This window comes from Streptomyces sp. NPDC048211, from assembly GCF_043202315.1.
Taxonomy (GTDB): Bacteria; Actinomycetota; Actinomycetes; order Streptomycetales; family Streptomycetaceae; genus Streptomyces.
Window position 1 is genome coordinate 486937 of the sequence record NZ_JBIDAD010000003.1, and the last position, 23247, is coordinate 510183.

Sequence of the window (23247 nt, forward strand, 5' to 3'; positions counted from 1 at the left end):
GCCTGCCGCCCCCGGCCGGGCCGTCAGCGCGTGGCCGCCTCACGGACATCGCCCCGGACGCGTATCGGCGGGTTCTCCGGGACGAGCGCCGAGAGGAACGGCGTACGGCGCCGGAGCGCGAAGCCCAGCGACTCGTAGAGCCGGACGGCGTTGGTGTTGGAGGCGGCGGCGTGCAGGAAGGGGGTTTCTCCGCGTTCCCTGATCTCGTGGGCGACGGCCCGCACGAGTCCGCCGGCCAGCCCCTGCCCGCGTACGGACTCGTCCGTGCAGACGCCGCTGATCTCGCTCCAGCCGGGCGGATGCATCCGTTCGCCGGCCATGGCGACGAGCAGCCCGTCACGTCGTACGCCGAGGTAGGTGCCGAGCTCGACCGTACGGGCCTCGAAGGGGCCGGGCCTGGTGCGTGCGACCAGGTCCAGCATCTCCGGCACATCGGCGGGGCCGAGCCGGACGGCCTCCGGGTACGGCGCGGCATCGACTCCCGCGTCGACGAGCTGGACGCCCTCGGCACTGAAGACGACCTCCCAGTCGTCCGGCGGCGGCTCCCGGAAGGCGGTGATCGTGACGGCACCGCCCGGGCCGGCGAGCGCGGCCGCATCCGCCCAGTCGGCGGCCTGCGGCCTGTCCGGCAGGGCAACCCAGGGGGTGACGGCCGCCGGGTAGCGCAGAACGCGACCCCGGCGCTCGGCGAAGTGGGCGTGCGGACCCCTCAGCGAGGCGCCCACCGGGTCGTCGAGGGGGTGCGCCGCACGGCCGGGGACGGGGAGCTCGCTCATGCGGTCACCTCGATCACGGTCTTTCCGAGGGTGTGGCCCTCCTCGACCGCACGCAGCGCCTCGCCCGCCCCTGCGAGCGGGTGGCTCCGGGTGATGTGTGTGCGCAGGACGCCGGCGACGGCGAGGTCCGCCACTTCGCGGAGCACCGCGGCGGTACGGGCCCGCTCGACGGGCGCCCCGCCGAGCTCGGCCGCGAGCTGCTTGCCGCCGGCGCTGATCAGCGTGGCGGGGTCGGCGAGGAGCGAGGCCGCCTCGCTCAGCGTGTCACCGCCGACCAGGTCGAAGACCGCGTCGATCCCGTCGGGCGCCGCCGCCCGTACCCGGTCCGCGAGTCCGGCGCCGGATGCGACATGCACCGCGCCGAGCGACTCGACGAACTCCTTCTTGGCTGCGCTCGCGGCGCCGATGACGCGGACCCCCTCATGACGTGCGAGCTGCACGGCGGCGCTTCCCACCCCGCCGCCCGCCCCCGTGACGAGCAGGACGGCCCCCGGGGCGAGGCCGAGCTGACGCAGTCCGTCGTAGGCGGTGGCCGCCGCGACGGGCAGTACCGCGGCATCCGCGAACGAGAGCCCGGCAGGCTTGTGGGCGGTCACGGCCACGGGCAGCAGGGTGTGCTCGGCGTACCCGCCGGTCAGCGGGCTGCCGAAGACCTCGTCCCCGACCTCGAACCCCTCGACGTCCCGGCCGATCGCCTCGACGACCCCTGCGGCCTCGCTGCCGAAGACGGTGGGAAACGGCTGCGGCCCACTGCCGGGCCGGGTGTATCCCGTGCGCAGCTTCCAGTCCACCGGGTTGACCCCGGCGGCCCGGACGGCGACGAGGAGCTCCCCGGGGCCGGGCACGGGCGTGTCCTGGTCGACGAGGGCCTCCACCTCCGGACCGCCGTTGCGGGTGAACACGTACGCCTTGGACATGGGTTCCCTCTCCGTTCCGTTCATGTCTGTTCTGTTCTGCTCCTGGCCCGGGGCCGTTCTGCTCCTGGCCCGGGCAGCCGGGACGGACGCCGGCTCCCCAGCAGCGGGAAGTCCGTCGGCCGCGCAGGTATTCCCCGGGACCGGGGCGTTCACCGGGCCGCAATGTTCCGGCGCGGCCGACGCGGGCCGGGGCGCGGTCAGCCCGCTGTCGGGCGCAGCACCAGGGTGACGAATCCCCAGGTCTCCCGGTACACCCGAAGCCACTCGGTGCGGCGGGTCGCCGCCGTCGCCAGCACCTCGGCGCTCTCCGGGTCCGCGGGGTGGTCGAGGGCCCAGGAGGCCAGCGAGCCCCAGCAGGACCACTCGTAGGCGTCCAGTTCGGCGCGTGAACTGACGTGGCCGTGCACGGGTGTCCAGCCGTCCGCGGTGACCCGGTCCAGGGTGGTCGCCAGGTCGGCGAAGTCACCGAGCATCTCGACCGCCTCCGGCGTCGGCTCGCGTTCCCAGAAGCCGTCACCGATCAGGACGCGGCCGCCGGGAGCCAGGTGCTTGCGGGCTGCCGCGAGAGTCGGCAGCAGCCCGCCGAACACGTGCGCGGCCCCGACGCTGAGGACGAGATCGAACGGGTCCACGGACGCGAACGCAGCACCGTCCTGCTGGTGCAGGACGAGGCGCTCGCGCACCCCGAGGCGGTCCGCCGCCGCACCGGCCGCCAGGAGCGAGCCCTCGGAGATGTCGACGCCCTCGGCCCGTAGGCCCGGACGGCCGCTCAGGGCGCGCAGCAGCCATTCCCCTCCCCCGCAGCCCAGATCGAGGGCTCTCGCGTCAGCGTGCGGAACGGCGTGGTCCAGGAGCCGGCGTACCGAGTCGTCGTCGAGCGGCGCCTTGATCGGGTGGCCGGCGTGGGCGAGGGCGGAGATCTGATCATGGTTCACCGGCGCAGCCTGTCAGCGTCACCGGTCACGTGCACGTCGTTTTCGGAGCCGTCCGGGTATCCCGGCATCCGTGCCGCGTCCATGGCTCACCGACCGGCAGGGGAATCCACCCATCGAGAAGGCTTCGCACCTTTCATCACCTTATGAGGCATCAATCCCTCTTGGCCGTCCACCCCTTGGACGGTTATTAGCCACCCTTTGACGCCCCCAAAGGGTTCGGATACTGTCCACGCCCAGTTGGGCAGTTCCAGTGGACAAAGTGAGATGGGTGGTTCCCGATGACCTCGGAACCGGGTGGCAAGCTCAGCCGACGCCGCATGCTGCGCCTGGCCGGCGCGGGTATGGGCGTCCTCGCCGCGTCCGGTGTGCTCGCCGCGTGTGCGCCGCCGCCCCGGGAGAACTCCGGCGACGGGACAACGGGCTCGGGGACCGGGGCACAGGGCGCGGACGCGCCGATCGACACGCTGACCCTGGCCCTGCCCTCGTCCCTCTCCAGCCTCGATGTGGGCCGCGAGTCCGGCGTCCTCAACTACCTGGTCGCGGTGCTGGCCCAGGAGTCCCTGCTCGCGGTCGACCCCTCCGGGAAGCTCGGCCCCGGGCTCGCCTCGTCCTGGAAGCAGCCCGACGCCAGGACGTACGTGTACACACTGCGCCGCGGCGTCACGTTCACCGACGGCACCCCGTTCACGGCGGACGACGTGGTGGCGTCCATCGACGCGATCCGGGACCCCGAGAGCGGCTCCGCCCTCGGTTACGCCTACGCGGGCGTCGAGTCCGTGAAGTCCACCGGCGACCACGAGGTCACCATCCGGCTGAAGGCCCCGGACGCCATGTTCGCCTGGACGACGACCGCCGGCGGGCTCCTCGTCAGCAGCCGTGCCTTCCTCACCCGGAACAGGGGCAAGGTCGGCACCGCGAAGACACTGCTGCTCGGCACCGGCCCGTACCGGATCACCGGGTTCGCCGCCGACGACCACGTCCTGCTGGAGCGCAACGACGCATGGTGGGGCGAGAAGCCCGCCGTCCGGAAACTGAAGCTCTCCTTCGTCCCCGACGCCGGTACGCGGCTGGTCGCGATGAAGTCCGGTGCGGTGGACGGCGCCCTGGGGCTCGCGTCGGACGAGGCCCGTGGCTGGGAGTCGAGCGCACGCGTCTCGTACACCGGAGACCGCTCGGTGGTGTCGCTGGCCTTCGACACCGCCCAGGCCCCCTTCGACGACGTGCACGTGCGACGTGCCATCGCCCACGCGGCCGACCGCGAGGGCATGGTGAAGGGCATCCTGCACGGCCGGGCCGAGGTCGCCGACGCGCTGCCCTCCCGCGAGATGTGGGGCGACCTGATGCCGGCGGACCGGGTCCGCTCGGGCTACGACGCGATCCCCGCCCTGTCCTTCGACCTGGACGCCGCACGCGCCGAGCTCGACAAGTCCTCGGTGAAGGGGGGCTTCACGGCCGAGCTGCACTATCCCAACAGCGGTCCCCAGCTGGGCAAGGCCGCACTCGCGCTCGCCGCTTCGCTCAAGAAGATCGGCATCACGCTGAAGGTCAAGGAGATCACCCTGGAGCAGTGGGTCGCGGAGCTCGGCTCCGGCAAGCAGCCCCTGCAGTTCCTGTGGTACTTCCCCGTCACCGGCGACCCCGCCGAACTGGCCGACCCCTACCTCAACGCGGCGGCCACCGCGACGGACATCGCGCACTACGACAACAGCACGGTCAACACGGCGCTGGACACGGCGAAGTCCGCCACGGACAAGGACGTCCGCGCCCGGGAACTGATGAAGGCCGTGCAGACGGCCGGCGCCGATCTTCCGTACCTGCCGCTGTGGTGGGCACAGACCGCGTCCGCGTTCTCCAAGGAGTTCGTGCTGCTGGACCAGGGGCCTTTCGCGTTCATCGGCCCCTGGGCGACCCGGATCCGCAAGTCCGCGTGACCGGCGCCACCGCCACCGCCACCTCCTCCTTCACCTTCAAGGAACGGACTCCCATGCCCAGTACCGCCGCGACCCTCGTGCGGCAGGTCCGCGAGGCGATGCTGCGCCTGGTCCACCCGGTCGAGGCCAGGATCAGCCCGGACGGCCGCTCCGTCGCCGTGGCGGCATCCGGTCCCGAGCGGGCCGAGCTGGTCCTCGCCCCGGTACCGGCCGGACTGTCCGGCGGGAGCACGGACGCGCCGCCGCCCGTGCTTCGCGCGCCGGCCCGGCCGGACGCCCCGACGGACCGTCACAGCCCGCGCTGGCTGCCGGACTCCCGGACCCTGCTGCACATCGCCGAGCACGAGGGCCCGTCCGGGACGGAGGTGTGCCTCGCCGCTCTGGACACGGTCTCCGGCACCGTGCGCACCGTCGTCCGGGCACCCGGCGCGGTGGAGGAACTGCTGGTCTCCGACGACGGAGGCCAGGCCCTGCTGCTCTGCGCGGCGGACGGCGCCGAGCAGGACGGCATGCACCTCGGCCTGCCCGTGCGGCTCGGAGCCGTACCGGCACCGGAACGCTTCGCCCCGGGCACCGGCCGCCGGTCGCTGCATCTCGTCGACCTCGCCGAGGGCAGGCTGCGCGAAGCCGGGCCCGCGGGGCTCACCGTGTGGAACGTCGCCTGGCGCGGCGGGCCGACAGCGGTCGCCACGGTCGGCGAGGACACCCTGCCCGCCGGGTACTACGGTGCCCGGTTCGCCGCGCTGGATCTCGAAGCCCGTACCGCCAGGACCGTGTACACGCCCCACGGGCAGCTGGGCGCCCCCGCGCTCACCGCCGACGGCCGGTCGGCGGCGGTCTGCGAAGGCATCTCCATCGTCGCCGGACGCCCGGTCGTCGCCGACCTGGCCACGGGGAACACCACCGTGGTGGCCGGCGTCGAGGACGCGACCTGGCTGCGGTTCGACGACACCTCGCCCGGCGCCCTGTGGTTCGCGGGCTGGGACGGGACGGGCTCCCGCGTCGGCCGCACCGGCCGATCCGAGACCGTCCGCTGGTCGGGCCCCGTGACCCTCGGCGGGGCCGGATACCAGCCCGGACTGTCGCTCAGCCGCGACGGGCTGCTGGCCGCGACCGTGCTCGACGCACCGGGCCGTCCTCCCGAGGCCGTCGTCACCCGTACCGAAGGACCGGGCGCCTGGAACTGGACGCCCGTCACGGTGCTCAACGCGCCCGGCGCTCCCGAGCTCGCCGGTGTCCGCACCGAACAGACCCACTGGTCCGCGCCGGACGGCCGCACCGTACAGGGACTCGTCCTCTCGCACGGCGGCGGCACAGGGCCCCGCCCCCTCGCCGTCCTCGTGCACGGCGGCCCGGCCTGGCTCTGGTCCGCCGGATACGCGCCGGGCGACGTGCTGGGCCTCGCACCCGCCCTGGCGGCCGCCGGCTACCTGGTCCTGCTGCCCAACCCGCGCGGCAGCAACGGCCGGGGCCTCGAACACGCCCGCGCCGTGGTCGGCGACGTCGGCGGAGCCGACCTGGACGACGTGCTGTCCGGCGTGCGCCACCTGATCGACGCCGGTCTGGCCGATCCGGACCGCACCGCGGTCCTGGGCCACAGCTACGGCGGCTTCCTCGCCGCCCAGGCCGCGGCGCGCACCGATGTGTTCCGGGCCGCGGTCGTCGTCTCGGCGCCGACCGACTGGCTGAGCTTCACGCACACCAGCAACATCGGCGGCGGCTACGACCGGACGTACGCGATCGGGGACCCGGACGCCCCGCAGGAACTGATCCGGCGCTCGCCGGTCTTCGCCCGCGGCGGCAGCGGCACCCCGACGCTCATCGTGCACGGCTCCGCCGACCGGGTCACTCCGGTCGGCCAGGCCCACGAGCTGTACCGGTCGCTGCTGCGGGCCGGCCGCGCGCCCGTCGAGCTGTACGTGTACCCCGGCGAGGGCCATGAGTTCACCGACGGCGGGCATCTCCTCGATGCCGCGGCCCGGGTCGAACAGTGGCTCGCCACCCACCTGGCGCCGCGCCCCGCGGCCGCCCACCCGACCGCCGTGCCGGGGGACGCTTCCCCCGAGCCGATCCCCGGCACGGCTTCCCCGGCAGGGCCGGACGGTGACACCCCCCCGGAACCGTCTGGCCCTGCCATCCCGCGCCCGGTTTCCGCAGGCCCGGACGGAGGCACGCGATGACGGCCACCGCCCGCGCGCGGCTGAGCGCCGCGCTGCCCGCCCGGCTCGTGCTGCGCCGCCTCGGCGGCACGCTGGGACTCCTCGTCGTGCTGTCCGTCGCCGTGTTCGCCCTGCTCCAGGCCGCACCGGGCGACCCCGCCCAGACACTGCTGGGCCCGCGCAGCGCGACCCCCGAGGCGCTTGCCGCCGTCCGGACCCGCTACCACCTCGACAGCCCGATGGCCGTGCAGTACTGGTACTGGCTGAGCGACGCCGTCCGGCTCGATCTCGGCACGTCGATCCGCACCGGCGAGAACGTCGCCGGTGCGCTGGGCGACCGCCTGGTGCTCACCGGTCAGCTGGTCGGCCTGGGATTCGCCGTGGCCCTGCTCCTCGGAGTGCCGCTGGGCGTCCTGGCGGGCCTGCGCAACCGGCGCGCCACCGACCGCGTGGTGCAGAGTCTCGGCGTGGTGGCGCTGTCCACCCCCGCGTTCGCGGGCGGACTGGTGCTCATCTACGTGTTCGCGCTGATGCTCGGCTGGTTTCCCGCATACGGACCGGGCGAGGGGACGGGCGGCGACCGGCTGACGCACCTGGTGCTGCCGGCCTTGGCGCTCGGACTCGCCGTCACCGCCGTCCTGCTGAAACTGACCAGGGCGGCGGTGATCCGGGAACTCGACCGGGAGCACGTCACGTTCGCCCGCGCCCGGGGTGTGCGGGAGCGGGACATCCTGCTGCGCTACGTGCTGCGCGGCACCGTCGTCCCCGTACTCACCGGCATCGGTCTGATCCTCGCCTACCTCCTGGCGGGAACGGTCATGGTGGAGCAGGTCTTCGCGCTCCCCGGGCTCGGCTCCCTGCTCGTCGACTCGGTCACCTTCCGGGACGTGCCCGTCGTCCAGGCCGAGGCGCTGCTCATCGCCGCTCTGGTCTGTCTGGCCAACCTCGTCACCGACCTCGTACAGCCGCTGCTGGATCCGCAGTTGCGGACCGCACCCGCGGCAAGGACATCACCCGCCGCGAAGCCGTCCGCCGCGGCACTGCCGTCCGGCGTCCGTGAGGAGGAGAACGGATGAAGACCCGTACCCCCCGCAGGTTCTCCCCGCTCACCGTATGCTGCACCGTCCTGCTGGTGCTGTTCGCACTGGCCGCGGCAGTCGGCCAGCTGGTCCTGCCCGACTGGGACGCACAGGATCTCGCCACCGGCGCGGCCATGCCCGGCGGCGGGCATCCGCTCGGCACCGACGAACTCGGCCGCGACATCGCCCGGATGGTGGTCGCCGGCGCCCGGAGCACCCTGGCCGGTGCGGCCCTGGTCGCGATCGGCTCGATGGTCATCGGCAACGTCCTCGGTCTCCTCGCCGGATACCGGGGCGGCTGGATCGACACCGTCGTGCGGCGGTGGGCCGATCTCCTGCTGGCGCTGCCCGCGCTCCTGGTCACGATCGTCGTCGCCGGCATCGGCGGTGGGGGTTACGCGCTGGCCGTCGGCGTGCTCGTCGTGCTGACGTCGCCCGCCGACATCCGTCTGGTGCGGTCCGCCGTGCTGGAGCAGCGGCACCGCGCGTACGTCGAGGCGGCACAGACCCTCGGGCTCTCCCGCTTCACGGTGATGACGCGGCACATCTGGCCCAATGTGCTGCCCGTCGTGGTGGCCAACACCCTGCTGAACTTCGCCGGTGCCATCGTCGCGCTGAGCTCCCTGTCCTTCCTCGGTCTCGGCGTGCCCCCGGGCGCCCCGGACTGGGGCCGCATGCTCTCCGAGAACCGCACGCTGCTGTACGACAACCCGTCCGCGGCCCTGGCTCCGGCCGTCCTCATCGTGGCCGCGGCCGTAGCCCTCAACCTCCTCGGCGACCGGCTGTTCGAGGCGTTCTCCGACCGTGGGAGGTCATGATGACAGCGCACCCGGCGACGGACAGCCCTACCCTGCCCGCCGCACCGGCCACCCGGCCGCTGCTCGCCGTCGACGGTCTGCGGGTGGCGGCGACGGCCGCGCCGGGCGGGCCGGTCCCGATCCTGGACGGCATCTCGCTGGAGGTCGGCCGGGGCGAGTGCATCGGCGTCGTCGGCGAGTCCGGCAGCGGCAAGTCCCTGGCCATGCGGGCCGTGGCAGGGCTGCTGCCGTCCGGGACCGGGCTGACGGGTGGCTCCGTACGCATCGACGGAGACGAGGTCCTCACCCTGTCGCCGCGCGAGCGGCACGCGTTGCGCGGCCGTCGCGTCAGCCTGCTGATGCAGGATCCGTTCACCATGCTGCACCCTCAGCTCACCTGCGGGCGTCAGATCGCGGACGGGCTCCGTGGCCTCGACGGCGGGCGCCTGCGCAGGGACAAGTCGGCCCGGCGCGCGGAAGTGGAGCGGCGGCTCGCCGAGGTCGGCCTCTCCCCGGACGTCGCCGACCGCTATCCGCATGAACTGTCGGGCGGGATGCGGCAGCGCGTGGCGGCGGCCGCGGCGCTCGCGGGCGACCCCGAACTGCTGATCGCGGACGAACCGACGACGGCACTGGACGCCGCCAGCCAGCTGGCCGTGCTGGACCTGCTGCGCGGTCTGCAGCAGCGCCGCCGGATGGGTCTGGTCCTCATCACGCACGACCTGCGGGTCGCCTTCTCCGCCTGCGACCGGGTGTACGTGCTGTACGCGGGCCAGGTGCTGGAGCACGGCCGCTCGCAGGAGCTCGAATCGGGCCCGCTGCATCCGTACACCGCCGGTCTGCTGGCCTCCGAGCCGTCCGTGCGCGAGCGCTTCGCCGAACTTCCGGCCATTCCCGGCTCCGTGCCCGCCCCGGGGTCCAGGGGGCGGGGCTGCCCGTTCGCCGACCGCTGCGCCCACGCGGCTCAGGTGTGCCGCAGCGAGCCGGTCGAGCTGCTGCCGCCCAGGAGGGCCGAGGAGCCGGCCGGCCGTACGGGCCGGCTGTCGGCCTGCGTGCGGATCGCCGAGATCGGCGGCGAGCTCGCCGCACCGTCGGCGCGCAGGGCCGCCGTACCGGCGGCGGTGCCCGGTCAGGGCTCCGGTGGACAGCCGGACCCGGACCGGGATGCCGCCCTCGTGGCCACGTCCGTCGACCGCACGTTCCGCTCGTCGGCCGGGGATCACACCGCGCTGCTCGACGTGAGCCTGACGGTGCCGCGCGACACGGTCGTCGCCCTGGTCGGCGAGTCCGGCTCGGGCAAGACGACGCTCGCCCGGATCGCGGTCGGCCTGGAGACGTTCGACGGCGGCACGGTGTCCGTGGGCGGGACCGCCCTGCCCGCCGGGCGGCATCCCACCACGGCGGACCGGCGGCGTCTGGCGGAGCAGGTCCAGATCGTGTTCCAGGACCCGTACTCCTCGCTCAACCCGCTGCGCACCGTGGGCGCGACGCTGCGCGAGGCCCTGGCCGCGGCCGGTGGCGGGCGGGGCAGGAGCACCGTGTCCGGGGTGGAAGCCCTGCTCACGCAGGTGGGGCTGCCCGGGTCGTACGCCTCGCGGCGTCCGGCGGCGCTCTCCGGAGGCGAGCGTCAACGGGTGGCCCTGGCACGGGCGCTGGCGGCCCGGCCCAGGCTGCTGATCTGCGACGAAGCGGTGGCCGCGCTCGATGTGTCGGTCCAGGCCCAGCTGCTCAACCTGCTCGTCACGCTCCAGCGCGAGGAGGGCTTCGCGGTGCTGTTCATCACCCATGACCTGGGTGTGGTGCGGCAGATCGCGGACCTGGTCGCCGTGATGCACCGGGGGCGGATCGTCGAGCAGGGCACCGCCGCCGAGGTCCTGGACGCGCCGCGCCACCCCTGGACCCGGCGCATGATCGACGCACTGCCCGGAGCCGCGGAGACCCGCCGCACCGACTGACCGGCCCGCGTCCACGCGGGTAGAGTGTGCCGCCGGTCCGCGCGTACCACCGAGAGCGAGGAGGAACGGTGTCCGAACCGAACGCCGCCGCCGGACCGCCCCCGGTCACGCGGGGGCCGCAGGCCCACGAGTCCGGCGCGTCCGGTGTCCGGGCATCGCTGGCCGGGAACCTCAACCGGCGTCGTCTGGCCCGTGGTTGGAGCCTGCGCGAGCTGTCCGCGGCGACTGGCGTGAGCAAAGGGCTGCTGTCCCAGATAGAGCGGTCCGAAGCCAATCCGACCATCGACGTGCTCGTCCGGATCGCCGACGTGCTGGGCACCAACTGCACGGATCTGCTGCGCCAGCCCCTGCTGGAGCCGGAGATCATCCGGGCGGCCTCCCTGGACGAACCCGAGGACGAGACCTCGGTCAGCCTGCTCTACTCCGGCCACGAGCAGGGCCGCATGGAGATCTACCGGACCCGGCTCCACCCGCACGCACAGAGCCAGGTCAGCTCGCACGGCGCGGACTCGGTGGAGACGGTGCTCGTGATGTCCGGTCAGGTGACGCTGGTGGTGAACGACGTTCCGTACCTGCTGGAAGCGGGCGACACCGCACGGTTCTCGGCCCAGTGCAGCCACTACTACACGACCGAGGACTCGCCGGCGGTCACTCACACGGTCGTCGGCTATCCGCGCGACTGAGGCGCCATGGCCGGGACACCCGGCCGGGGGGACCGTCGATTTTGACTCAACTGCCGCCGGATATGAGTCGGCCGGCCCCTCCGAGGGCTGTGGCTGTGGCACTCTGGTGAAGACCGCCCCACCGGGCTCCCCCGTACCGGTGGGGCGGTTCTGCGCGACGGTCTCCGGCAGCACGCCGTGGGGCGCATCACCACGTCGCTTATCGGCCATTGACACCCCGTCATCTGATCGACTTCCGTTTGTGCGCATGGGCGGATCCTGACGGGGCAGACGCTTAGACCTCATGGCCTACCACCAGGGGAGCGTGAAGAGATGACGGCGCACACTGCGCGGACTGCCGGGGCGGGGCGAGCGGAGAGTGCACGGTCGGCACCGGCCGGCAACGGGGTGGCGGCAGTCGCCGGGCAGCGGGGACACACGGGCACCGCCCCGTCCCCCGCAGACCTCGGTGAACTGCCGTGGATCGAGGACGCGGGCAAGGTCGCGCCCACCGACGCACGGGAGCTGTCCCGGTTGTTCTTCGACCGGATCCAGGTTCTGGAGGAGGGGACGCCCGCTCATCAGTACGCGCGGAACACTCTGATCGAGATGAACCTCTCCCTCGTCCGGTTCGCCGCCGGCCGGTTCAGGAACCGGGGCAGCGGCGACATGGAGGACATCGTCCAGGTCGGCACCATCGGGCTGATCAAGGCCATCGACCGGTTCGACCTGTCCCGCGAGGTCGAGTTCACCTCCTTCGCGGTTCCGTACATCACCGGGGAGATCAAACGATTCTTCCGCGACACCAGCTGGGCCGTCCATGTCCCGCGCCGGCTGCAGGAGTTGCGGGTCGACATCGCCAAGACGAAGGAATCCCTCGCCGGAGAGCTCGACCGGGACCCCACGGTGCACGAGCTCGCCGAACACCTCGGGCTGAGCGAGGAGGAGATCACCGAGGGCATCGTGGCGGCCAACGGCTACACCGCGGGGTCGCTGGACATGCCGGCCGCCACGGCCGACTCGGGGCAGCACAGCCAGACGGGACGGACCTTCGCCGATGTGCTGGGCAGCCCGGACCCGGCCATGGAGACCGTCGAGAACCTGCACGCCCTGGCACCCCTGCTGGGCGATCTGGACGAGCGCGAGCGTCGCATCATCGACATGCGGTTCGGTCAGGAGATGACGCAGTCCCAGATCGGCGCGGAGCTCGGCATCTCCCAGATGCACGTCTCCCGGCTGATCAGCAGGATTCTGAACCGGCTCCGCGACGGGATGTTCGTCGAGGAGTGAGCCGGACGTTCGGGCCCCCGGCCGCTGTGGCGCCCGGGGGCCCGAACGTGTTCCCGTAACGTCCGCCCGCGGCCGGCCCAACATTGCGGCCCGATGAAATCGCCGCGCCCCGCCGCTCCGCCGGCCGCCCCTCCCCGCCGGACGTGACAGCCCTCCGCCCGCGGCGCGTACGCGCAGGTCGGGCGACGGAAACGGCGCGCTTCGCACGGCGGCCGGCCCGGCCCCCTCGTGGTCCCGGCGGGCCCGGGGCCGCACGGAGGGCGATTGACGCCCTGTTGAGCCGCTGCCACGCTCACCCGCACTGCCCGCGACCCCGGTTCGCATCCCCTGGAGTTGTTCATGAGATCCGTTGCTCCGTCCGAGGCCGCCTACGACGGAAGGCGGCTGCGCCAGTGGTCGCGCGGCGCCGCGCGCTCCGCGGGGATCGACCGCCGTGATCTGCTGCGGCTGGTCGCGGCGGCTTCGGTGGCGGCCCTGCCGGCCGGGCTCGCCGCCCCCGCACACGCGGCGGACAGAACCGTCTCCGCCGCCCCGGGCATCGTGAAGCCGCTGCCGCCCGAGGTGTTCACCGTGCGCGGCACCAACGCGGAGACCAACTTCGCGGCGCTGCGCTCGACCGGTCTGCTCACGCCGGCCGAGCGCTTCTTCGTACGCAACCACACCGTCACCCCGCGGATCGAGGCGGCCGACTGGCGGCTCAGGGTGTGGGGCGACGGGCTCAGCGGTCCGGCGGTGGAGTTCACGTACGACGAGCTGCGCGCACTGCCCTCGGTGAGCCGTACCGCGTTCGTCGAGTGCGCAGGCAATGCCCGCAGCTACTACACGACGCAGCAGAACCAGCAGGTCAGCGGAACCGCCTGGACCCTGGGGGCGATCGGCACGGCTCGCTGGCGCGGGGTACGGCTCGCCGATGTACTGCACCGCGCGGGCATCGCCCGGCACGCGGTCGACGTGCTGCCGAGTGGTCTGGACGACGAGGTGGTCAGCGACGGGATCAACCTCGGGCACGTGCGTCGGCCGCTGCCGGTGGCGAAGGCACTGGACGACGTTCTTCTCGCGTACGAGATGAACGGCGAGCCGCTGCCGCCCGACCACGGCCATCCGGTGCGGCTGATCGTGCCGTCGTGGGTCGGCATCGCGAACATCAAGTGGGTCGGCGACATCGAGGTCAGCGCGCAGCCGCTCGTCTCCCCGTGGAACACAGGTCTCTACCGGCTGTTCGGACCGGGCTACCCGGCGGAGGGGAGCGCGCCGCTGACCCGGCAGACGCTGAAGAGTGCCTTCGAACTGGCGCCGGGTGCGGCGATCCCGGCCCATCGGCGTCACGAGCTGACGGGGCGTTCGTGGTCGGGCGGGGCGCCTGTGCGCTCGGTCGAGATCAGCACCGACGGCGGTGCGCGGTGGCGCCGGGCGCGGCTGCGTGACGAGCCGCGGAGCGGGAGCTGGGTACGCTGGTCGGCCGACTGGCTGCCGAAGGACCGGGGACCGGCTGTCCTGCTGGCGCGGGCGACGGACCGGACGGGCCGCACCCAGCCCGCGACCGCCGCGCACAACACGCAGGGCTATCTGTTCGACGCGGTGGTCCGGCACCAGGTGCAGGTCGTCTGACGCACGGGGCGGTCCCCGGGTGCCGGAGCGTTCGCTCCGCGCCGGCACCCTCGGGAGGACGGAGGTCAGTCGCCGTCCTTCTCCGGGGCCCGGCCCGCGTAGTAGGTGGCGATCATGTCCTCGCCGCCGTGCCCGGCCGCTTCGGCGCGCTCGAAGCGGGCGGCCGACGCTTCCGTCAGGTCGAGCCGGACGCCGGAGTGCCGGGCCGCTTCGAGGATGAGCCGGGTGTCCTTGAGGGCCGTGGACAGGGCGAAGCTCGGGGTGAGGTCGCCGGTCAGAACCGCGGCGGACTTGCCGTGCAGGTAGGCGGAGTCGAGCGGTCCGCCCTTCATGACGTCGAGGAACGACTGCGGATCAATGCCCAGTCCCTCGGCGAGGTTGAGGCATTCCGCGACGCCGCCCACCATGTTGATCACCCAGGTGTTGACCACGAGCTTGAGCCGCGAGGCGGCTCCCGGTTCCTCCGCCACCCAGACGGTGCGCTGCCCGATCGCGTCGAGCACCGGTCCGGTCACCGCGCGGGCGGCGGACGGTCCGGAGACGAAGACGGTCAGCGTGCCCTGTTCCGCGGGCTGCCTGGTTCCGGAGACCGGTGCGTCGAGGTAGACGAGGCCGAGGTCCACGGCGCGCTGGGCCAGATCGGCGGTGGCCTCGGGTCCGACGGTGGAGCTCTGCAGGAGGACCTGCCCGCGGTGCAGTCCGTCGGACGCGGCAGTGAGGGCGGCGGCGACAGCGGTGCTGTCGTTGAGCACGGTGAGGACGACGTCGGCGCCGCGTACCGCTTCGGCCGCGGTCTCCGCCACGGTGGCGCCGTCGGCGGCGAGCGGTGCCGCCTTGGCGTGGGTCCGGTTCCAGACGCGGACGTCGAGACCGGCTCGGAGCAGGCTCCTGGCCATGCCCGAACCCATGATTCCGGTGCCGAGCACGGCGACGGCCGGCCGGCCGGGGACTGCGTCGACTGCTGAGGTCATGAGAGTTGCTCCCTTCGTCGGCCGCGCCGAACCCGGCTCGCGGCCCTTCGGATGCTCAGGATTGCCGCAGTGCGCCGTCGAGGACGGCAGCGTGCACGGCCCTGGCGAGTCGGGCGCCCCAGCGTGAGCGGGGACCCGCGAACGGCTCACCGGCCCCGGTGTCCGGGGAGGGGGCGGGGGCCGCCACGCAGACGGAGTCGGTGGGAGTGCCGGAACAGTCGAGTCCGGCATCCAGCAGCGCCTGCACCTTGGCCTCGGTGGCGGTGGCGACGGCGTTGACGAGTGCCGCGTCGGTGAGGGCCACGGGCAGCGTGACGACGATGTTGACCGTCCCCGGCGGCTGCGGTCCCGCGCTGCCCTCGGCCACTGCCGCCGCCCAGCCCCGTACGCCGAGACCGCAGGTCGCGGTCGCGGTGACACCCTGGTCGGCGGCGACCGCGTACGCGGTGACATCGGCAGCCGTCATCAGCCCGGCGCCGGGGCCGCTGAGCCGCTCGGCTTCGGCGATCTCGGCCAGGTGACGGTCGGGGTCCATCCGGGGATAGCCGCCGGGCACCTGGGCGTTGAGGATCCAGTCACGCGGTCCGATACCGCCGCCGAGCACCGCACTGCTGCACACCCGCCAGCCGGGCCCCAGCCGCCACACGAGATGGTGCAGCTCCCGGCCTTCCTCACGCCTGGCCAGCAGTTCACCGCGCTGTTCGGGCAGCCGGATGCTTACGGGACGGATGGGATACCCCCGGTGGTGCGGCAGGACGGTGGCCGTATGGGACCCGTCGATCATAGGTGCCGGGTCAGGGCTCCTCCGGGGCGCCCCGGCCGTCGCCGCGCGAGGTCAGGCCTCGCCGCGCGCCATGGCGATCAGCCGGTCCAGTACGGCGGCGTCGGCCCGGACGCCGTCGTGGGCGTAGGCGTCGGTGACCCAGGTACGCAGTCCCCGTACACCGTCGGCGGTGGTCAGGGCGTGCTCCCGGTCGACGTACATGTCGTCGTGGTAGACGGCGGCGACGACGGGGACCTCGTTGGCTGCGAGCCGGTCCAGGTCGTAGAGGGCGGGCCAGTCGGTACGGGCGGCGAGCGCCTCGGCTGCGCCACGCAGCGGGACGAGCGCGGGATCCTCCTCGAACTGCCAGGGGTAGACCATCTCGCCGGTGAAGCGGAGAGGGCCGCCTGCGGTGGCGTCGAAGGCCGGGAACTCCTGGCGGGTCCGGTGCGCGGACCATGCGGTGGGGCGGCCGCCCTGGGCGTAGATCGGCTCGTGCAGCGCGGCGTACAGGGGCCGTTCGGCGAAGGACACGGCGGCGTCGACGCCGCGCAGGAAGGTGTCGGTGAGCGCCGGACCGTCGGCGCCGTCGGTGAACGCCGTCTCCAGGAGGTAGTGCAGGGAGTCGAACTTGGCCGCGGTGCCGAACGTGATGCCGAGAGTCTGGAAGCGGCGCACGGTGAGGCGTTCGCCGGTCGGCATGCGGACGTCGTGCGTGTCCAGGTGTGCGGCGACCGCGTCGGCGAGGACCTGGTCGCCCGGATAGCGCGCGAAGAAGCGCTCGTTGTGGGCGAGGGTGCGGGCGTAGGCGGCGCGGTAGACGTCGTCGGCGTGACCGGTGAGCGTCGGCAGCCCGCCGGTGATGTAGGCCTGGGTGAGGCCTTCGGGGGCTAGGGAGAGATAGGTGAGGGTGGAGAATCCGCCGAAGCTCTGGCCGAGGACGCTCCAGGGCAGGTCGCCCTGGAGGTGGCGGCGCAGGCGTTCGGCGTCGCGGACGATCGAGTCGGCGCGGAAGTGCGCGAGATGGCCGGCGGCGGCTTCGGAGTCCGTACCGAAGCGGGCCAGGGTGACCCGGTCGGCCGGGGTGGAACGGCCGGTGCCGCGCTGGTCCATGAGGACGACGCGGTAGTCGGCGAGGGCGCGGCGCAGCCAGGCGCCCGCGGCGTTGGGGCGCTCGGCACGGCCGCCCGGACCACCCTGGAGCCACAGGAGCCGGGGCAGGTCTTCGTGCTCGCGGCCCTCGGCGACGACCTCGCGGGCGAACAGACCGATGGCGGCGCCGTCCGGAGCGCGGTGGTCGAGCGGCACGTCGAGGGTGTGGTCGGTGCAGACCAGGCCGCCATGGCGGTAGGAGACGGGGGCGGGGGTGGTCATGGGCGCTCCTTGCGCGTCTCGGTGCGGTTTCGCGGGTGCCGGACGGGCCCGCACGCGGCGAGTGCGGGCCCGTACGGAGGGTGCGGCCCGCATGGAGAACGTGCGGGGCCGTACGGAAGGGTGCGGAGCCGCACCGGGAAGGTGCGGGCCCCGCATGGAGGAGGTGCCGGCCCGTACGGGAGGGGTGCGGACCCGCACCGGGAAGGGCGGGCCCGTCCGGCGGTCGGCTCAGTAGCCGGCGACGCCCAGGTCGCGGCAGATCTCGACGAGTTCGGGGTGCACGTAGCGCCCGTTCTCCTCGATGGCGACGCCGTCCAGGTAGATGGACGGGCCGAGAACGCTGCCGTCGGTGTGGGCGGCGGCGACCCACGGCTCGCCGCCGATCCAGGCACCCTTGGTGCCGATGCCGAGTTCCACGCAGCCGAAGACGCGCTCGTCCTCGACGATGCGGCCGGTGGGGGCGAGGACGCCGGGGTTGAAGCCGAGCGACCAGTGGGCGACGCGGAACATGTTCGGGTCGTCGAAGGACTCCATCCAGCGACGGAAGGTGTCCGCGTCGGCGTCGCCCTCGATCTTGGTGACGACACCCTTCTCGACGGTGCAGCGGACCGGGGAGCGCAGCAGGCCGATCTCGTCCGGCGGCCACAGGGCCCCGTCGAAGACGAGCACGCCGTCCTGGGTCTCCTCCAGGGGGTTCCAGGAGATCTGGCCGGAGAGCATCACGGTCTCGCCGGGCTTCTCGGCGGGCTTGCCGCGCAGGTTGATCGGCCGGTCACCGTTGCGGCCGACCAGGTCGGTGCCGTTGGCGGAGGTGATCCGGACCTCGTCCGCGGCCTCCAGGAGCGCGACGAGCGCCTTGCCGAGGCGGATGACGCCCTGGAAGTCCGGACGGCCGACGGTGGCGACCAGCATCTGGACGTCCATCGCGGTCAGGTTGGTGTAGCGGCAGCCGTTGGCCATGGCGGCGCGGAAGGCGTCGGAGTGCATCAGGTACGAGACGGCGAACTCGATCCACACGTCGGCGTCGGCGATGGCTCCGGCGACGGGCCGGGGCGGCTCCATGGAGGCGCCGGGCAGCGTCTCGTACCAGACGACCACGGGGTGGGCGCCGGCTGCGGCGACGGCCTGGGCGGTGGCCTCGATGACGCGGCGGTCGCTGCTGGTGTCGCCTGTGAGGACGACGTGCTCGCCACGCTTGACGAGCATGACCTCCTCGACGAGCTTGCGGGCGGCCAGGGCGAGTTCGAAGCTGAGGTACTCGGGGCGCGGTTCGAGCCTGCTGTACATGTCCACGGGGTGGTTCTCCTTGCCATGCGGGTGGTGCTGAGTGGTGCGGTGGTGCGGGATGCGGTTCGGGGGTGGTGTGGCGCCGGGTCCAGAGGGCCTGGGGCGCCGTGGCATCAGGTCTTGAGGATCTGGGCGGAGTCGCCGAGCGAGCTGCCTGCGATCAGTCCGGCACCGACCAGGTTCAGCTCCTCGTCGGCGGCGGGGCCGCGCAGCTTGCGGTAGCCGACCCGGACGACGAGCGCGCCGAGGACGAGCCAGCAGGCCTGCGGGGTGAGGATGAGCAGACCGGTGGCGAGCATGACGCCCATCTGCCGGCGCGTGCCGCCGAGCAGTTGGATGGCGGCACCGGGAATGGCCCAGATCAGCATGGTGCGAACGGCGTCGGGGTCGCTGAGCCCGCTCTTGATGGTGTCGGCGTACACCTTGGCGACGGGCGGGATGAGTCCCTGTCCGAAGTAGGAGCGCCAGGCGAGGGCGACGACGACGAGGGCCACGGCGAAGCCGATGAGGGCGGCCAGGAACTGCTGGCGGCGGCCCTCGCGCTCGAAGGGGTCCCAGGGGCGGTGCTCGCGCCGCAGCAGCCAGCCGGCCTTGAGGTCGTAGCCCATGTCGGCGAACGCGGGCCCGGTGGCGGATACGTACCCGACCAGCAGGGCGAGGGGCACCGACGGGATGCCGATGGCGAGGCCCAGAATGAGGAAGATCAGGGTGACGGCGAAGGACGGGAACCAGCCGGACTGCATGGCGGCGAGGCCGACGATCAGTTCGTGGACCAGTGCGGCGAACGCGGCGAACAGCACCCAGCCGACGATGCCCAGGGGACTCATGTCGCCGATGAGTCCGCCGAGGACGGCGAGGAGGGCCGCTCCCCCGGTGAAGAGCGCGAAGCCTCGGATCAGGGAGAGCCGCAGGGCCCTCTCGTCGACGGTGTGGGCGGTGGTCGGGTCCGTGTCCTGGACGGTCGCGACGCTCGTGGCCTGTGCTGCGGCCTCTTTCCGCTTGCGTTCGCGTCGGCCCATCAGCAGATGGACGGCCTGGCCGAGGGCGACGATGCCCGCGCCGACCATGACGCCGTGCGGGATGTAGCCGGCGCCGAGATCGGTGTGGAAGACGTCGGGGCTGTACTGGCGCAGCATCAGGCCGATGCCGAACATCATCAGCGCCCAGACGTTGCCGAGGAAGGCCACACCTGCGGCGGAGAGCGGCAGGCTGAAGAGCGTCCCGGCGAGCCCGACCACGGTGCCGCCGGCCAGGATCAGGGCGCGGCGTCCTCCCCGGTCGCCGGCCTTGATCGTCTCCGCGGCGGCGGTGCCGGGCGGCCAGGCGGCGTCGGCGGGCAGCAGCCGGGAACCGAAGGCCCGGTAGAGGACCCAGGCGTCCACGACGAGGCCGATGGACGCACCGGCGAGCATGGGCCAGACCAGGTCCTTGCGGCCGAAGACGTACGGCACGGCGACGGACGTGAGCAGGGCGTTGGCCGAGGCGAAGGTCGCGGCGGAGATGGCGCTCTGGGCGAGGTTCTGCCGGTGTACGGAACGCATCCGGCGCAGGAAGCCCAGAGGGATGCGCCCGATGAGCATCGCGACGAGTGCGCCGACCACCGAGGTGTTGGCGGAGATGCCCAGTTTGGAAACCAGGTCGATGCCGATGACGGCTCCCACGGCGGAGAGCACCACCAGGATGACCAGCAGGACGGGTTCCATCACCCTCGGGTGGGACCGGGGCTCGTCGGGACCGGCCGACGGTGGGGCAGGGTGCGGCGCGGAGACGTGGTGCGCCATGAGGCACCCCCTTCGGTGAGCAGGGCTGGGAGGGGTCGGGGTGTCCGTGTCCCCCGGTACGTGCGCGGGAGAAATCGGGGGTCCCCCGGTGCGTGCGAGGTCGGGGCGTGAGGTCAGCCGCCGAGGGCGGCGGTGATCTCCGCCGCTCCGGCGCGTACCTGCGTCACGAGGGTGTCGGCGGCCCGGTCCACGCGGTGGGAGGGGCCGATGACCGTGAGGGAGGCAGGGACGCCGTCGCCCTGGAAGACAGGGGCGGAGACCGCGGTCACGGCTTCGTCGTACTCGCCGTGGCTGATGCAGTAGCCGTCGGCACGGACCTGCGCGTAGCAGGCGAGCAGGGCGTCCAGGTCCGTGATGGTGCGGTCGTTGAAGCGGGTCAGTCCGGCGGCGCCGAACATCTGCCGGATCTCGCGTTCGGGGTGGTACGCGAAGAGGGTGTGACCGGACGCGCCGGCGTGGCCGGGCATGACCGCGCCGATGATCGCGGTGTAGCGGACCGGTCCGGTGCCGTCGACGGCGGCTTCGCAGCGGTAGCTGCCGCCGTGCGGGACGTTAAGGACGACGCTCTCGCCGGTCTCGCGGAGCAGCCGGGCGAGTATCGGCCGGGAGATCGAGGACAGCACTCCGCTGTGCTCACTGACCCGGGCCAGCCGCGACAGGGCGGGACCGGGGCGGTAGCGGCGGCTGTTGTCGTCGCAGAGCAGGAACCCGCGCGCGCTCAGGGTGGTGAGCAGGCGCTGGACGACGGCCTTGTCCCAACCGTGGTGGCGGGCCAGTTCGCTGACCCCCCACTCGGGCCGCTGCTCGGTGAAGGTGAGCAGGACGAGCAGGGCGCGGTCCACGGTCTGCAGGACGCCGGGGGCCTGCTGTCCGGCCGGTGCCTGGGGGGTGGTGTCCGTGCCGTGCTCAGCCATGGGGCCGGGCCTCCTTCGTCCACATCGTTCGTCTGTCGGTGCGGAAATCGCAACGCCGTTGCGATTTCTGGCGAAAGAATGCGGCTGGGTCCAGCGGGTGTCAAGGGTTTCCCGGAAATTCGCTCCGCGGCGGGAACTGCCTGCTCAGGAGGGAGCAAGGGGGCGGGCAGGCCCGTGACCGGGAATGGGACGGTCGCGGTGGGCATCGTGCGGAGCCGGTTCGCTCCCCGGTCGGGCGCCCGCAGAGAACCGGGCCCGCACCACCTGTCCCACCGGCTCCTGCCACCGACTCCGGCCACCGACGAAGGCCGCCCGGCCCGAGGCGCACGGCATGCGAACGCCTCGGACCGCCGGCCCGCCCGACGGACATGCGGGAAGGACACACAGGAGGGGCCGGCGGCGAGTCGCCCCCGCACCCGCCACGGGCCGGTCCGGCGGCCGCTTCGTCAGCGTGCCGCCCGACGGGACGTCTGCCACCGGCCGGTCGGACAGCCGCCTCGTCGACACGCCGCACGACGGGCACCCGTAGCACGGCACCGGCGGAGCGCATCCGCGCCGGCCGGCGCGGCGTCCGCCCGCAGCCGGAGGAGGGAGACGGCGGAGGAGGGAGACCGGCGGAGGAGGGAGACGCGCGGCGGCGTGCACGGCCCGGTCGCCCTTTCACCCGTCACCCGATTGGCCTAATCGGGCGGGCGGCCCCGCAGTGGCATCGCACGGGGCCTGCACCGACGTGGGGCGGGTGCGGCCCCCGGGCTCCGACGGCCGGGCGGTTGCAGCGTCCATCCGGGTGAGGCGCGATGGAATCCGGACGCGCCTCCCCTGCTGGACCCACCCACAGGACGCGCCCGGGCGAGGAGGAATCGGTCATGGGAGCCGCTGACGGTTTCACGGATTCCGGAGAGCTCGACGGCCTGACGGTGTACGACACCGAGGGCGAGAAGATCGGCAACGTGGGGCGGGTGTATGTCGACGACAACACCGGCCGACCGGACTGGATCACGGTGAAGACCGGCCTGTTCGGTATGAAGGAGAGTTTCGTGCCTCTCGCCGGAGCCCGTCGCGTGGGCTCCGACCTGCACATCTCGCATCCGAAGGACCGGGTCAAGGAAGCCCCGCGGGTGGACGCGGACGCCCATCTGTCCGTCTCCGAGGAGGAGGAGCTCTACCGGCACTACGGCCTGAGCCGGAACACCAAGGCCAATCTCGGCGACCGCGCGGGGGCCGGCGGCACCACGAGCGCCGACGCACCGACCACGACCGGTACAGGCACCATGGGAGCGGCCGGAGCAGGAGCCGGAGCGGCAGCCGGGGCCGGGGCCATGGGCGCCGCGGGCACGGGGCGCACGGCCGACCGGACCACATCGGCCGGCATGGCCGGTGCGGGAACCGGGACCGGGACGGGCAGGCACCGCGACACCGAGACCTCGGGCACGTCCCGTCCGCTGGTCGGAGCCGGCGCGGGCGCCGAACGCTCGGCAGCCGACCTCGGCGGCAAGGAGGAGCTGATCCGCTCCGAGGAACAGCTCCACATCGGCACCGAGGAATACGAGAGCGGCAAGGCCCGCCTGCACAAGTACGTCGTCACCGAGAACGTCACCAGGACCGTGCCGGTGTCGCACGAAGAGGTGCGCGTGGTCCGTGAACCGCTCCGGCCGGGTGAGAAGGCGGCCGGCCGGACCGACATCACCGAGCAGGACGTGGAGGTCACCCTGCACGCCGAACGCGCCACGATGCGCAAGGAGACCGTGCCGGTCGAGCGGGTGCGGATGGAAACGAAGAAGGTGACCGAGCAGAAGGAAGTCTCCGCCGAACTGCGCAAGGAGCAGATCGACTACGCGGACGGCACCACCAAGAGCGGCAAGGACATGGGCGACAAGGACATGGGCGGTGAATTCGGTAAGGGGCGGCGCCGCTGACCCCCCGCGTACCGCGCCGCACGGCCGTACCGCACCAGCGAGGGGCGGGCCCCGCACGGGGGTCCGTCCCTTGCGTTCCACGGCTCGGAGCGCACCACGGCCGCCGCGCGGAGCCGGGCACGCAGCGTGCGC

At 73.1% G+C, this 23247-nt stretch carries 18 protein-coding genes; 9 read left to right on the forward strand and 9 right to left on the reverse strand.

Features of this window, described 5'->3' with window-relative positions:
* Positions 1 to 23: 23 nt before the first annotated feature.
* From ACGFZA_RS14970 to ACGFZA_RS14980, 3 genes are all read right to left on the reverse strand, one after another.
* A complete protein-coding gene (locus ACGFZA_RS14970) occupies positions 24 to 776 on the reverse strand; it encodes a GNAT family N-acetyltransferase (RefSeq protein WP_393679272.1) in 753 nt (250 codons plus the stop codon).
* Positions 773 to 1693: an NADP-dependent oxidoreductase gene (locus ACGFZA_RS14975; RefSeq protein ID WP_385282873.1), complete on the reverse strand. Its 921-nt coding sequence runs from the start codon at positions 1691 to 1693 to the stop codon at positions 773 to 775. The genes ACGFZA_RS14970 and ACGFZA_RS14975 overlap by 4 nt, the downstream gene beginning before the upstream one ends.
* A 197-nt stretch (positions 1694 to 1890) precedes the next feature.
* The gene (locus tag ACGFZA_RS14980) at positions 1891 to 2628 is read right to left on the reverse strand and encodes an SAM-dependent methyltransferase (protein ID WP_385282855.1); all 738 of its coding nucleotides are present in this window, start codon (positions 2626 to 2628) and stop codon (positions 1891 to 1893) included.
* A 278-nt stretch (positions 2629 to 2906) separates the two neighbouring features.
* Here ACGFZA_RS14980 and ACGFZA_RS14985 point away from each other — a divergent pair, with 278 nt between their 5' ends.
* From ACGFZA_RS14985 to ACGFZA_RS15020, 8 genes are all read left to right on the forward strand, one after another.
* Complete coding sequence (locus ACGFZA_RS14985; protein WP_393679275.1) at positions 2907 to 4559, forward strand: ABC transporter substrate-binding protein; 1653 nt, start codon at positions 2907 to 2909, stop codon at positions 4557 to 4559.
* 53 nt (positions 4560 to 4612) lie between these two features.
* A complete protein-coding gene (locus ACGFZA_RS14990; protein WP_393679277.1) occupies positions 4613 to 6739 on the forward strand; it encodes an alpha/beta hydrolase family protein in 2127 nt (708 codons plus the stop codon).
* Entirely contained in the window at positions 6736 to 7794 is a 1059-nt protein-coding gene (locus ACGFZA_RS14995; protein WP_393679279.1) for an ABC transporter permease, read from the forward strand. Before ACGFZA_RS14990 ends, ACGFZA_RS14995 begins: the two co-directional genes overlap by 4 nt.
* The gene (locus tag ACGFZA_RS15000; protein WP_385282863.1) at positions 7791 to 8615 is read left to right on the forward strand and encodes an ABC transporter permease; all 825 of its coding nucleotides are present in this window, start codon (positions 7791 to 7793) and stop codon (positions 8613 to 8615) included. The genes ACGFZA_RS14995 and ACGFZA_RS15000 overlap by 4 nt, the downstream gene beginning before the upstream one ends.
* Positions 8612 to 10549, forward strand: coding sequence for an ABC transporter ATP-binding protein (locus tag ACGFZA_RS15005; protein ID WP_393679281.1), 1938 nt, complete (start codon positions 8612 to 8614; stop codon positions 10547 to 10549). The genes ACGFZA_RS15000 and ACGFZA_RS15005 overlap by 4 nt, the downstream gene beginning before the upstream one ends.
* A 68-nt stretch (positions 10550 to 10617) precedes the next feature.
* The gene (locus ACGFZA_RS15010) at positions 10618 to 11232 is read left to right on the forward strand and encodes a helix-turn-helix domain-containing protein (protein WP_385282866.1); all 615 of its coding nucleotides are present in this window, start codon (positions 10618 to 10620) and stop codon (positions 11230 to 11232) included.
* 312 nt (positions 11233 to 11544) lie between these two features.
* Positions 11545 to 12501 carry an RNA polymerase sigma factor SigF gene (locus tag ACGFZA_RS15015; protein WP_385282869.1) on the forward strand — a complete coding sequence of 319 codons (957 nt, stop codon included), beginning with the start codon at positions 11545 to 11547 and terminating at the stop codon, positions 12499 to 12501.
* A 339-nt stretch (positions 12502 to 12840) separates the two neighbouring features.
* Entirely contained in the window at positions 12841 to 14109 is a 1269-nt protein-coding gene (locus tag ACGFZA_RS15020; RefSeq protein WP_393679284.1) for a sulfite oxidase, read from the forward strand.
* A 65-nt stretch (positions 14110 to 14174) separates the two neighbouring features.
* On the opposite strand, the gene ACGFZA_RS15025 is transcribed toward ACGFZA_RS15020, so the two are convergent.
* The 6 genes from ACGFZA_RS15025 to ACGFZA_RS15050 all read right to left on the reverse strand — a co-directional run bounded on the left by ACGFZA_RS15025 (position 14175) and on the right by ACGFZA_RS15050 (position 21199).
* Positions 14175 to 15080 carry an NAD(P)-dependent oxidoreductase gene (locus ACGFZA_RS15025; protein ID WP_385271287.1) on the reverse strand — a complete coding sequence of 302 codons (906 nt, stop codon included), beginning with the start codon at positions 15078 to 15080 and terminating at the stop codon, positions 14175 to 14177.
* 55 nt (positions 15081 to 15135) lie between these two features.
* Positions 15136 to 15864 carry an adenosylcobinamide amidohydrolase gene (locus ACGFZA_RS15030; protein WP_393679287.1) on the reverse strand — a complete coding sequence of 243 codons (729 nt, stop codon included), beginning with the start codon at positions 15862 to 15864 and terminating at the stop codon, positions 15136 to 15138.
* 51 nt (positions 15865 to 15915) lie between these two features.
* A complete protein-coding gene (locus tag ACGFZA_RS15035; protein ID WP_393679289.1) occupies positions 15916 to 17217 on the reverse strand; it encodes an alpha/beta fold hydrolase in 1302 nt (433 codons plus the stop codon).
* Positions 17218 to 17445: 228 nt separating this feature from the next.
* Positions 17446 to 18504, reverse strand: a complete 1059-nt coding sequence (locus ACGFZA_RS15040; protein ID WP_393679696.1) for a hypothetical protein — start codon at positions 18502 to 18504, stop codon at positions 17446 to 17448.
* A gap of 113 nt (positions 18505 to 18617) precedes the next feature.
* Positions 18618 to 20285, reverse strand: coding sequence for an OPT/YSL family transporter (locus ACGFZA_RS15045; protein ID WP_393679291.1), 1668 nt, complete (start codon positions 20283 to 20285; stop codon positions 18618 to 18620).
* A gap of 113 nt (positions 20286 to 20398) precedes the next feature.
* Positions 20399 to 21199: an IclR family transcriptional regulator gene (locus tag ACGFZA_RS15050; RefSeq protein WP_385271299.1), complete on the reverse strand. Its 801-nt coding sequence runs from the start codon at positions 21197 to 21199 to the stop codon at positions 20399 to 20401.
* A gap of 866 nt (positions 21200 to 22065) precedes the next feature.
* Between ACGFZA_RS15050 and ACGFZA_RS15055 the strand changes: the two genes are divergently transcribed.
* A complete protein-coding gene (locus ACGFZA_RS15055; RefSeq protein ID WP_385271302.1) occupies positions 22066 to 23115 on the forward strand; it encodes a PRC and DUF2382 domain-containing protein in 1050 nt (349 codons plus the stop codon).
* Positions 23116 to 23247: the final 132 nt, after the last annotated feature.

What these genes read in the sequence shown, in the direction of transcription:
- ACGFZA_RS14970 (WP_393679272.1), bottom strand. Translation starts at nt 776, where the DNA reads ATGAGCGAGCTCCCCGTCCCCGGCCGTGCGGCGCACCCCCTCGACGAC.
- ACGFZA_RS14975 (WP_385282873.1), bottom strand. Translation starts at nt 1,693, where the DNA reads ATGTCCAAGGCGTACGTGTTCACCCGCAACGGCGGTCCGGAGGTGGAG.
- ACGFZA_RS14985 (WP_393679275.1), top strand. Translation starts at nt 2,907, where the DNA reads ATGACCTCGGAACCGGGTGGCAAGCTCAGCCGACGCCGCATGCTGCGC.
- ACGFZA_RS14990 (WP_393679277.1), top strand. Translation starts at nt 4,613, where the DNA reads ATGCCCAGTACCGCCGCGACCCTCGTGCGGCAGGTCCGCGAGGCGATG.
- ACGFZA_RS14995 (WP_393679279.1), top strand. Translation starts at nt 6,736, where the DNA reads ATGACGGCCACCGCCCGCGCGCGGCTGAGCGCCGCGCTGCCCGCCCGG.
- ACGFZA_RS15000 (WP_385282863.1), top strand. Translation starts at nt 7,791, where the DNA reads ATGAAGACCCGTACCCCCCGCAGGTTCTCCCCGCTCACCGTATGCTGC.
- ACGFZA_RS15005 (WP_393679281.1), top strand. Translation starts at nt 8,612, where the DNA reads ATGATGACAGCGCACCCGGCGACGGACAGCCCTACCCTGCCCGCCGCA.
- ACGFZA_RS15015 (WP_385282869.1), top strand. Translation starts at nt 11,545, where the DNA reads ATGACGGCGCACACTGCGCGGACTGCCGGGGCGGGGCGAGCGGAGAGT.
- ACGFZA_RS15020 (WP_393679284.1), top strand. Translation starts at nt 12,841, where the DNA reads ATGAGATCCGTTGCTCCGTCCGAGGCCGCCTACGACGGAAGGCGGCTG.
- ACGFZA_RS15025 (WP_385271287.1), bottom strand. Translation starts at nt 15,080, where the DNA reads ATGACCTCAGCAGTCGACGCAGTCCCCGGCCGGCCGGCCGTCGCCGTG.
- ACGFZA_RS15030 (WP_393679287.1), bottom strand. Translation starts at nt 15,864, where the DNA reads ATGATCGACGGGTCCCATACGGCCACCGTCCTGCCGCACCACCGGGGG.
- ACGFZA_RS15035 (WP_393679289.1), bottom strand. Translation starts at nt 17,217, where the DNA reads ATGACCACCCCCGCCCCCGTCTCCTACCGCCATGGCGGCCTGGTCTGC.
- ACGFZA_RS15040 (WP_393679696.1), bottom strand. Translation starts at nt 18,504, where the DNA reads ATGTACAGCAGGCTCGAACCGCGCCCCGAGTACCTCAGCTTCGAACTC.
- ACGFZA_RS15045 (WP_393679291.1), bottom strand. Translation starts at nt 20,285, where the DNA reads ATGGCGCACCACGTCTCCGCGCCGCACCCTGCCCCACCGTCGGCCGGT.
- ACGFZA_RS15050 (WP_385271299.1), bottom strand. Translation starts at nt 21,199, where the DNA reads ATGGCTGAGCACGGCACGGACACCACCCCCCAGGCACCGGCCGGACAG.
- ACGFZA_RS15055 (WP_385271302.1), top strand. Translation starts at nt 22,066, where the DNA reads ATGGGAGCCGCTGACGGTTTCACGGATTCCGGAGAGCTCGACGGCCTG.